This is a genomic window from Pandoraea sp., from assembly GCF_004297875.1.
Taxonomy (GTDB): domain Bacteria; phylum Pseudomonadota; class Gammaproteobacteria; order Burkholderiales; family Burkholderiaceae; genus Pandoraea.
This window is the reverse complement of the sequence record NZ_SCSK01000012.1, coordinates 24,518-34,998: the sequence shown is the minus strand read 5'-3', so window position 1 is coordinate 34,998 and position 10,481 is coordinate 24,518. Positions and strand designations below refer to the sequence as shown.

Here is a 10,481-nt window from a genome sequence, read left to right as displayed (position 1 = left end):
GGCGTTCGTGCTCTCGGCCACGCTCGCGGCGCTGGCCGGGGCCACCAACACGCTGGTGCTGGGCTTCGAGACGCTCACCGACGTGCACTGGACGCTCTCGGGCATGGTGATCCTGATGACGCTCGTCGGCGGGCTGGGCACGCTGTTCGGCCCGGTGCTGGGGGCGCTGATCATCGTGCTGCTGCAAAACAAGCTCGGCGACATCGGCATGTGGCTGGCCAACCTCACCGGCATCGCCTGGTTCCAGTCCCTGGGCGAGTCCGTGACCATCGTCATCGGCCTGATCTTCATCGTCTGCGTGCTCGCCTTCCGCCGCGGCATCGTCGGCGAACTGGTGGCGCGCACCCGGCTGTTGCGCGCACCGTGACGGTGAGCGTGGCCGCCGGCGCCCGGATTATTGTCAGGATTGAGGCCAGCGGTGATTTTTTCACCAGATTCGAACAAAAATAGGGGTAAATGCTAACTTGTGGTGCGTTATGCACCAGACTAAGATTGTCCCCAGTTCGCGACACAGCATTTAGAGGGGCCGGGAACGAGGAGACAATAAGCACGTAACGTGCAGATATAGAGCGCTGTTGGAGTGATCTCCAACAGCGCTTTTATTTTGTCCGTTCGGCTTGGCATCACCCGCGCTGCTTCCCTGTCTGCGCCGCCCGGCAACGACCGCCAGGCCGCCGCGCGCTAGGGGAAATGATGGACTTGCCCGCGGCTCGCCTTCGCACTAAGATGGACGCCAATTTGCCGACTCGTCGGTCGGCTAATGACAACGATTAATCCATGCTTTTGCGAGGAGACTTTATGAACAAGAAGTTGTTGGGGGCAGTGTCGGCCGTGGCGTTGCTGGCCGGTATCTACGGCGGCGTGGCGCAGGCGCAGGTGAAGATCGGTGTGACGTTGTCCACCACCGGCCCGGCGGCCTCGCTGGGGATTCCCGAAAAGAACACGATTGCGCTGCTGCCGCGAGAAATCGGCGGCAAGTCGGTGCAGTACATCGTGCTCGACGATGCGACCGATACCACCACGGCCGTCAAGAATATGCGCAAGCTGACGTCGGAGGACCACGTGGACGCCGTGATCGGCTCGACGGTGACGCCGAATGCGCTGGCCATGATCGACGTGGCGGCAGAAACCCATACGCCGGTGATTTCGCTGGCCGCGGGCGCGGCGATCGTCGAACCGGTGGACGCCAAGCGGCGCTGGGTGTTCAAGGCGCCCCAAAACGACATCCTGATGGCCACCGCGATTGCCCAGCACATGGAAGATCACGGCGTGAAGACGGTCGGTTTCATCGGCTTCTCGGACGCCTACGGTCAAGGCTGGTACCGTGAGTTCACCAAGGCGGCCGAATTGCACAAGCTGAAGATCGTCGCCAACGAGCAATACAGCCGCAACGATACGTCGGTGATCGGTCAGGTGCTCAAGCTCATGAGCGCGCATCCGGACGCCATCCTGATCGCCGGTTCGGGCACGCCCGCGGCGTTGCCGCAACGCACGCTCAAGGAGCGCGGCTACAAGGGCGTGATCTATCAAACGCACGGTGTTGCCAACAACGACTTCCTGCGCGTGTGCGGCGCCGATTGCAATGGCACTTTCCTGCCGGCCAGCCCGTTGCTGGTGGCAGACCAGTTGCCGGCCAGCAATCCGGTGAAGAAGTCGGCTGAAGTCTACAAGAAAGCCTACGAGAAGATGTACGGCGCGGGTAGCGTCTCGACCTTCGGCGGTCATGCATGGGATGCCGGCCATATGCTGCGCGAGGCAATTCCGGTGGCGCTGAAAAAGGCCCAACCGGGTACCGAGGCGTTCCGGGCGGCATTGCGCGACGCGCTGGAGAACATCAAGAACATGGACGGCACCGCGGGCGTTTTCAATATGAGCGCGACCGATCACAACGGCCTGGATCAGCGCGGCCGCGTGATGGTGGAGATCGTCAACGGCAAGTGGAAGCTGGTGAACTGAGCACCATGGGCGGCCGCCGCGCCCGACGGCTGGCGGCTGCCCTCGCGTGCTGAACAAACGGGCCTCGCGCCCGTTTTTTTGTGCCGCCGGCATGGCGACGCGTGCCGCGGGATTGTCTGACGGCCAATTTTGTGAGACACAGTGACGGGTGGCTTCATTTGCCGCAATCATTTGTTATCACTTGCCGAGGAATCCATGTCAGGCGAATTCGAGCATCGCAATCTGGGAATGTTGCTGCTGCAGGCCCGCGAGTCCGTGATGGGGCTATTTCGGCCGGTGCTCAAGCAGTTCTCGCTCACGGAGCAGCAATGGCGCATTATTCGCGAGCTCAACGAGAGCGAGCAGGGCGAGATGGAGATCGGCCAGATTGCACGCGAGTGCTGCATTCTCAGCCCGAGCTTGTCGGGCATGCTCGAACGCATGGAGCAAGGCGGCCTGATCCAGCGACATCGCGACGCACTGGATCAGCGCAAGGTGCGGGTGTCGCTGACGCCGGCCAGCCGCCAGCTGGTCAAGCAGATCAGCCCGCTGGTGGATGCACGCTATCGGGAGATCGAGGCGCGCATCGGCAAGCAGGCGCTCGCGCAGGTGTACGAAATGCTCGATGGCATTACCGCCAGCCTGCCGCGCCCCGAACCCGAAGCGCCGGCCCCCAGGGGCCGCGCCGCGCGCTCGGGGCGTTCGGCCGGCGAGACCGCGCAGCCGAAGTCGTCAGATTAGTGATAGCCCGAATTTGCTCTATTCATAATTATTTTTACAATCCGTAATTCTTTGCCGCCAAGCGGTGCGGGCCGGCCAGTTGCGGTGTGGCGTTGAGTGCTGTTCTAAAAAGGGTGTGAGAGAAGCATGGATCTATCGATTGCAGCCATTCTTGCGCAAGATGGCATCACCACCGGTGCCATTTACGCGCTGTTGGCGTTGGCGCTGGTGCTGGTTTTTTCCGTCACGCGCGTCATTTTCATTCCGCAGGGCGAGTTCGTCTCGTATGGCGCACTGACGCTGGCTGCCCTGCAAAGCCAGAAATTCCCGCTGACGAGCTGGATGTTGCTGGCGCTCGGCGTGGCCACGCTGATCGTCGAGGTTGGCGCGGCGCTGCGCCATCCGGAGCAGCGCAAGCGGCTCGGACGGCTGCTGCCGGTGCTGGTGGCGAAATATCTGATCTTTCCGCTGGCGGTGTTTGCGGTGACGCGCGCGCTGGCCGGGCGCGACCTGCCGATGCTGGTGCAGATTGCGCTGACGCTGCTGATCGTCGTGCCGATGGGGCCGATGCTGTATCGCCTGGCCTTTCAGCCGGTGGCCGAGGCCAGCACGCTGCTGCTGCTGATCGTGGCGATGGCAATGCACTTCGCCATGACCGGCCTGGGGCTGGTGATGTTCGGCGCCGAAGGCTCGCGCACCCACGCGTTCTCGGACGCCAACTTCAATTTCGGTTCGTTGATGATTTCCGGCCAGAGCCTGTGGGTGCTGGCGGTGAGCGCGGTGATGATCGTCGCGCTGTATTTCTACTTCGACCGGTCGATCTCGGGCAAGGCACTGCGGGCCACCGCGGTCAATCGGCTGGGCGCGCGCCTGGTGGGCATCGGCACGGTGCAAGCCGGGCGCCTGGCCTTTACGCTGGCCGCGGCCCTGGGGGTGCTGTGCGGCATACTGATTGCGCCGATCACGACCATCTACTACGAATCGGGCTTCCTGATCGGTCTCAAGGGCTTTGTCGGCGCCATCATCGGCGGATTGCTGAGCTACCCGATGGCCGCGGCCGGCGCGGTGCTGATCGGCTTGCTGGAGTCTTTCTCGTCTTTCTGGGCCAGTTCTTACAAGGAGGTCATTGTCTTTACCCTGATCATTCCGGTCTTGCTGTGGTTGTCTTTGACCCGGCCGCATGCGGAAGAGGAAGAGGAATAAGACCAGGGAGACCATGACAATGAAAAACAAGTTCTTTTGGATATTTTTGGTGGTGATGGCGTTGCTGCCGGTGATGCCGGCGCCGGTGCGCGTGCCGGAATACTGGGTGACGCTGCTCAATTACATTGGGCTGTACAGCATCGTGTCGATCGGCCTGGTGCTGCTCACCGGCGTGGCCGGCATGACCTCGTTCGGCCAGGCGGCGTTCGTCGGGCTGGGGGCCTATGCCACCGCCTACCTGAGCTCGACCTACGGCACCTCGCCGTGGCTCGGGCTGGCCGCGGGGATCCTGATTACGGTGATTGCCGCGTTGGCCATCGGCGCGGTGACGATGCGCCTGTCCGGGCACTTCCTGCCGCTGGGCACGATTGCCTGGGGGCTGGCGCTGTTCTACCTGTTCGGCAACCTGGATTTCCTGGGCAAGTATGACGGCCTGAACAATATCCCGGTGCTCAAGCTTTTCGGCTTTTCGCTGCAGTCCGGCCGGCAGATGTATTACCCGATCTGGGTGATGGTCTTGCTGGCCGTGGTATCGGTGCAAAACCTGCTCAACTCGCGGCCGGGCCGGGCGATCCGCGCGCTCAAGGGCGGCGGCGTGATGGCCGAGGCGATGGGCATTCACACCGGCTGGATGAGGGTGGTGGTGTTTGTCTATGCCGCCATTCTCGCGGCCATTTCGGGTTGGCTGTATGCGTATTTGCAGCAGGCGGTGAATCCGACGCCGTTCAATCTGGATCACGGCATCGAGTATCTGTTCATGGCCGTGGTGGGGGGTGTTTCGCACGTTTGGGGCGCGGTGCTCGGCGCTGCGATCCTGACAATTCTGAAGGACTACTTACAAAATGCGCTGCCGCAGCTGCTCGGTACCAGCGGGAATTTCGAGAATATTGTTTTCGGAATCCTGATGGTTTTGCTGTTGCAGTATGCGCGTGATGGCGTGTGGCCGTTCTTCCGCAAGTTTTTCCCGGCACGACAGCTGGCGCGCGCGCCGCAACAGGCCGAGGCGCTGGGGCGGCGCGACAAGCCGGCGCCGGGCGAGGTGATTCTGGACGTGCGCGCCGCGCGCAAGGAGTTCGGCGGGCTGGTGGCGGTCAATGACGTGAGCTTTCAGGTCAAGGCCGGGGAGATCGTCGGGTTGATCGGCCCGAACGGTGCCGGCAAATCGACGACCTTCAATCTCGTGACCGGGGTGCTGCAGGCCACCAGCGGCGAAATCACTTTCCATGGCGAGCGCATCGACAGGCTGGCTTCGCGCGAGATCGTCAAGCGCGGCATCGGCCGGACCTTCCAGCATGTGCGCCTGTTGCCTACCATGAGCGTGCTGGAGAACGTTGCCATCGGCGCGCACCTGCGCGACAGGCACGGCTTGCGGCGAAGCCCGCAGGGCGGCGTCTGGTCGAGTGTGTTGCGACTGGACCGAGCGGAGGAGGCGATGCTGATGCATGAGGCGGCCAAGCAGATCGAGCGGGTCGGGCTGGGCGAGCACATGTACGAGGAGGCGGGTAGTCTGGCGCTCGGCCAGCAGCGTATTCTCGAGATCGCCCGGGCGCTGGCGTGCGATCCGACCTTGCTGTTGCTCGACGAGCCTGCGGCCGGTTTGCGCTACAAGGAAAAGCAGGCGCTGGCGGAATTGCTGCGCAAGCTCAGCGACGAGGGCATGAGTGTGCTGCTGGTCGAACACGACATGGACTTTGTGATGAATCTGACCGATCACCTGGTGGTCATGGAATTCGGCACCAAGATTGCCGAGGGCTTGCCGGAGGAAGTGCAGAAGGATCCGGCAGTGCTGGAGGCTTATCTCGGAGGGGTGGAGTAATGGCGGACGCGATTCTGGAGGTCAGGGGCCTGTCGGTCTCGTACGGCAAGGTCGAGGCGTTGCACGATGCGCATTTGCGGGTCGAGGCGGGGCAGATCGTGACGGTCATCGGGCCGAATGGGGCGGGCAAGTCCACCATGCTCAATGCGATCATGGGGGCATTGCCGCGTAATGGCTCGAGCCGCGGCGAAGTTCTGTACCTGGGCGCCGATGTGTCGGCCGCCGGCATCGAGACGCGTGTGGCGCAGGGGATGTGCCTGGTTCCGGAAAAGCGCGAGTTGTTCGGGACGATGAGCGTCGAGGACAATCTGCTGCTGGGTGCCTATCGGCGCAAGCGCGCCGGAGAGAGGAATTTTCTCGACCAGATGGAGGTGGTGTACGGATTGTTCCCCCGCCTGGAGGAGCGGCGGCAGCAGCAGGCGGGCACCCTGTCGGGCGGTGAGCGCCAGATGCTGGCGGTTGGCCGCGCGCTGATGGCCAAGCCGAAGCTGTTGATGCTCGATGAGCCCAGTCTGGGCCTGGCGCCGCTGATCGTGAAGGAAATCTTTCATATCATCAGCGATCTGCGCCAAACGGGCGTGGCAACGCTGCTCATCGAGCAGAACGCCCGCGCGGCACTACAGGTCGCCGATTATGGCTACGTGATCGAGACCGGCGAATTGGCGCTGGAGGGGCCGGCCAAGGAGCTGGCCGTTAATCCAAAAGTGATCGAAACGTATCTGGGGCTGGCCAAGAAAGCCGCCTGACCGGTGTTGCTCCCCGCGGCCCTGGCGGCGGGGAGAGCAGCAGCGCGGTATCAGGCCGGGCTGGGCCGGTAGCCTGTGAGCAGATAGGCGATGAGCTCGCGAACGCCGACAATGGCGCGGCCGAACGGCAGCGACTCGGAGCCCCGGAAGAACAGTCCGCGATTGACTTCGCCACGCAAGGCGGCGGCAAGATGGCGGTCGATGCAGAATTGGCCGAATTTTGCGAGGCCATCGCGCAGACCGCAGGCCGACAGGCAGTTCAATCCGCTCGAGCAGCGATCGACGCCAGCTTTCGCTTTTTCTTTGAGACGCGTCTCTTTATTCAAGTAGCTCGCCAGCCAGGGCGTTTTGACCGCCCGCGCGGGCAAGCCGGCGACACTGGTCAGCGTCACGATATCCTCGGGTTTGGCTTCGGCGAGCACCGTCTTGAAATTCGGATGGGCATCGCATTCCTGCGTCACCGCAAATGCGGTACCCAGTTGAACGCCCGCCGCGCCCATGGCCAGGCTGGCAAGCACCTTCTCATGACTGTGGATGCCACCGGCGACGATCAGCGGAATTTTGTCGCGCGCCAGCCCCAACGAGTCGAACAGGGCGAATGTCGATTCAATCACGCTGGAAAATTCGAAGCGCGCATCGTTGAGGTCGTCGAGATGGGCCGCGCCGAGGTGGCCGCCGGCGTGCCCCGGATGTTCGATGACGATTGCATCGGGCAGTCGGCCCTTTTTCATCCATTTTTTCAGGACGATCGCGATACCCCGGCTGTCCGACAGAATGGGGATCAGCGCGACGTCATATCCATGCGTGAGTTCGGGCAGGTCGAGCGGCAGGCCGGCGCCCATCACGATCGCGTCGGCACCGCTTTCGCAGGCCTGGCGCACATAGTCGGCGTGCGCGGTCACCGCTTTCATCACATTGACAGCGATCATGCCTTCGCCTTGCGCGAGCCGGCGGGCAACTTGAATTTCGCGATCCAGCGCTATCAGGTTGGCGTGTTCCAGTTTGGCTTGATCGCGGGTGCGCCCCAGTTCGGCGAGCAGGTCGGGGTGATGGTGTCGCAGATCCACGCTGGCAATGGTGCCCATCGCTCCCAGGCTGGCGACCGTGCCGGCCAGGCGGTGGGCGGAAATGCCGACGCCCATGCCGCCCTGCACGATCGGAAGAAGTTCCCGACCCCGAATTTTGAGCGGGGCGAGTGAGTGAGGAAAGTCCATAACACCTCTGCAATTGGAAAACCGATTGAACCGGCAGTCTGGCACGGGGCGAGATGCGACGAATTGAGCTAGGTTAAACATTGTGTGTTTCACGTGAAACATGTGGCGCGTCGGTCTGCAGCGGATGAATGCGCGAGACATTAGCGGCTATAATTCGTCCATCGTGCTATTTGAAGGTTTGCTGCGCTGCGGCAGGACACTATGTTTTATCCGACGGAATTCGATGTGATCGTTGTGGGCGGTGGCCATGCAGGCACCGAGGCGGCGCTCGCCTCGGCGCGCATGGGCTGCAAAACCCTGTTGCTGACACACAATATCGAGACGCTGGGGCAGATGAGCTGCAACCCTTCGATTGGCGGCATCGGCAAGGGACACCTGGTGAAGGAGGTCGATGCGCTGGGTGGTGCAATGGCCGCGGCTACCGACGAGGGCGGCATACAGTTTCGGATCCTGAATTCGTCGAAAGGTCCAGCGGTTCGCGCCACGCGCGCTCAGGCCGATCGCGTCTTATACAAGCAGGCAATTCGTCGTCGCCTGGAAAATCAGCCCAATCTTTGGCTGTTTCAGCAATCGGTAGACGATTTGATCGTGGAGGGCGAGCGCGTCGTGGGTGCCGTCACCCAGGTCGGGATTCGGTTTCGCGGTCGCGCCGTGGTGCTGACGGCGGGAACATTTCTCGATGGCAAAATCCACGTCGGCCTGGATAACTACACTGGCGGGCGTGCGGGCGATCCGGCTGCCGTCTCGTTGTCGGCCCGGCTGAAGGAGCTTAATTTGCCTCAGGGGCGGCTCAAGACGGGTACGCCGCCGCGCCTCGATGGGCGAACCATCGATTTTTCCGATCTGGAAGTGCAGCCGGGCGACGCTGACCCCGTACCGGTTTTCTCGTTTCTTGGCCGCGCAGACCAACATCCCCGGCAAATGCCTTGCTGGGTCACGCATACGAACGAACGCACGCATGACATCATTCGGGGCGGCTTGAGTCGATCGCCGATGTATACGGGCGTCATCGAGGGGGTGGGGCCGCGCTATTGCCCTTCGATCGAGGATAAGATTCACCGATTCGCCGAGAAGAATGCGCACCAGATCTTCCTGGAGCCGGAGGGGCTGTCGACCCACGAGTTCTATCCGAATGGCATTTCCACCAGCTTGCCGTTCGACGTGCAACTGGCGCTGGTGCATTCGATGAAGGGGTTGGAGAATGCGCATATCCTTCGGCCCGGGTATGCAATCGAATACGATTACTTTGATCCGCGGGGCTTGCGCCAGTCGCTTGAAACGAAAGTGATTGGCGGCCTGTTTTTCGCCGGGCAGATCAACGGTACGACCGGCTACGAAGAGGCGGCGGCGCAAGGGTTGCTGGCCGGCATCAATGCGGCGCTGCAGGTGCGGGGGCGCGAGGCATGGTGTCCGCGTCGCGACCAGGCTTATCTTGGCGTGCTGGTCGATGATTTGATTGCGCGCGGCGTATCGGAACCCTATCGGATGTTCACCAGCCGCGCGGAGTATCGGCTCTCGCTGCGTGAAGATAATGCCGATATGCGCTTGACGGAAATCGGGCGCGAGCTTGGCGTGGTCGACGATGCCCGCTGGGACGCGTTTTGTCGCAAGCGCGACGCTGTTTCACGTGAAACAGAGCGGCTGAAGTCGACGTGGGTCAATCCGAAGCAGCTGCCGGCCGAGGACGCAGTGCCATTGCTGGGCAAGGCAATCGATCACGAATATACGCTCGCGGATCTGTTGCGTCGTCCGGAAGTGAGTTACGACGCGTTGATGGCCCTGCAAAATGGCCGATTCGCTGCGCCGGAGCCGCTCGCCGGCGACCCGGTCCTGGCGGGGCAGGTGCGAGAGCAGATCGAGATCGGCATCAAGTATCAAGGTTACATCGACCGTCAGGCTGACGAGATCGAGCGCAAGGAAGCCAACGAGCATACGCGGCTGCCCGAAGGAATCGATTACAACGAAGTGCGCGGCCTGTCATTCGAGGTGCGCCAAAAGCTGATCCAGCATCGCCCGGAAACCCTGGGGCAAGCCTCACGTATTTCGGGCGTGACGCCGGCGGCTATTTCCCTGTTGCTGGTTCATCTCAAGAAGGGTTTGGGGCGCCGTTCGGGAGCGTCCAGTGGTCAACAGGCTGCCTGAGGCATTGCGTGACGGTACAAGCGAAATCCGGTTCGATGACTGAGGCTGCCCCGCGGGACGCGCTGGCAATTTTGCTGCGAGATGGTGCGGCCGCGCTCGGCGTGACACTCAGCGAGGTGCAGCAAGCCAGTCTGCTCGATTATCTAGCGTTGCTCTCGAAGTGGAATGGCGTTTATAACCTGACGGCCATTCGCGAGCCGCGCCAAATGCTGATTCAACACGTGCTGGACTCGCTGGCGATCGTGCCGCATTTGGCGAAGACGCCGATTCGGCACGTGCTCGACGTGGGCTCGGGCGGCGGGCTGCCGGGGGTAGTGCTGGCGATCGCCCGTCCTGACTGGCAAGTGACGTTGAACGATATCGTTCATAAGAAGAGCGCGTTTCAGGTTCAAGCCAAGGTGGCGCTGCGGCTGGGCAATCTGTCGGTCGTCACGGGGCGGGTGCAGACGCTGCGACCGGGCGTTGAAGTGGCAGGACTGTTCGATGCAATCGTGTCTCGCGCCTTTGCCGAGTTGTCCGATTTTGTTTCTCTGGCTGGGCCCCTATTGGCGCCGGACGGCGTGCTCTGGGCGATGAAGGGTGTGTTGCCGGCTCAGGAAATTGCCGCGCTGCCCGACGGATGGCGAGTCGAGGAGGTAGTGCGGTTGAGCGTGCCGCAGCTGGACGCGGAGCGCCATTTGATTGCAGTAAGGAGGGCCGCGTGAG

Annotated in this window: 8 protein-coding genes and 1 pseudogene; 8 read left to right on the top strand and 1 reads right to left on the bottom strand. The window is 62.4% G+C overall.

Annotated features, from left to right (window positions below):
- The 6 genes and pseudogenes from EPN80_RS05425 to EPN80_RS05400 all read left to right on the top strand — a co-directional run.
- Positions 1-367, top strand: a pseudogene (locus EPN80_RS05425) (branched-chain amino acid ABC transporter permease); the annotation flags it as partial.
- Between the two features lie 431 nt (positions 368-798).
- Positions 799-1,956 carry an ABC transporter substrate-binding protein gene (locus EPN80_RS05420; RefSeq protein WP_293024578.1) on the top strand — a complete coding sequence of 386 codons (1,158 nt, stop codon included), beginning with the start codon at positions 799-801 and terminating at the stop codon, positions 1,954-1,956.
- A gap of 195 nt (positions 1,957-2,151) precedes the next feature.
- Entirely contained in the window at positions 2,152-2,676 is a 525-nt protein-coding gene (gene hpaR, locus EPN80_RS05415) for a homoprotocatechuate degradation operon regulator HpaR (RefSeq protein WP_293024577.1), read from the top strand.
- Between the two features lie 126 nt (positions 2,677-2,802).
- A complete protein-coding gene (locus EPN80_RS05410; RefSeq protein ID WP_293024576.1) occupies positions 2,803-3,858 on the top strand; it encodes a branched-chain amino acid ABC transporter permease in 1,056 nt (351 codons plus the stop codon).
- A 19-nt stretch (positions 3,859-3,877) separates the two neighbouring features.
- Positions 3,878-5,674, top strand: a complete 1,797-nt coding sequence (locus EPN80_RS05405; protein WP_293024575.1) for a branched-chain amino acid ABC transporter ATP-binding protein/permease — start codon at positions 3,878-3,880, stop codon at positions 5,672-5,674.
- The gene (locus EPN80_RS05400; protein ID WP_293024574.1) at positions 5,674-6,420 is read left to right on the top strand and encodes an ABC transporter ATP-binding protein; all 747 of its coding nucleotides are present in this window, start codon (positions 5,674-5,676) and stop codon (positions 6,418-6,420) included. Before EPN80_RS05405 ends, EPN80_RS05400 begins: the two co-directional genes overlap by 1 nt.
- A 50-nt stretch (positions 6,421-6,470) precedes the next feature.
- Here the strand turns inward: EPN80_RS05400 and EPN80_RS05395 are convergent, their stop codons facing one another.
- The gene (locus tag EPN80_RS05395; RefSeq protein WP_293024573.1) at positions 6,471-7,634 is read right to left on the bottom strand and encodes a nitronate monooxygenase family protein; all 1,164 of its coding nucleotides are present in this window, start codon (positions 7,632-7,634) and stop codon (positions 6,471-6,473) included.
- Positions 7,635-7,835: 201 nt separating this feature from the next.
- Here EPN80_RS05395 and mnmG point away from each other — a divergent pair, with 201 nt between their 5' ends.
- A complete protein-coding gene (gene mnmG, locus EPN80_RS05390; RefSeq protein WP_293024572.1) occupies positions 7,836-9,776 on the top strand; it encodes a tRNA uridine-5-carboxymethylaminomethyl(34) synthesis enzyme MnmG in 1,941 nt (646 codons plus the stop codon).
- 71 nt (positions 9,777-9,847) lie between these two features.
- The gene (rsmG, locus tag EPN80_RS05385) at positions 9,848-10,480 is read left to right on the top strand and encodes a 16S rRNA (guanine(527)-N(7))-methyltransferase RsmG (protein WP_293024583.1); all 633 of its coding nucleotides are present in this window, start codon (positions 9,848-9,850) and stop codon (positions 10,478-10,480) included.
- Position 10,481: the final 1 nt, after the last annotated feature.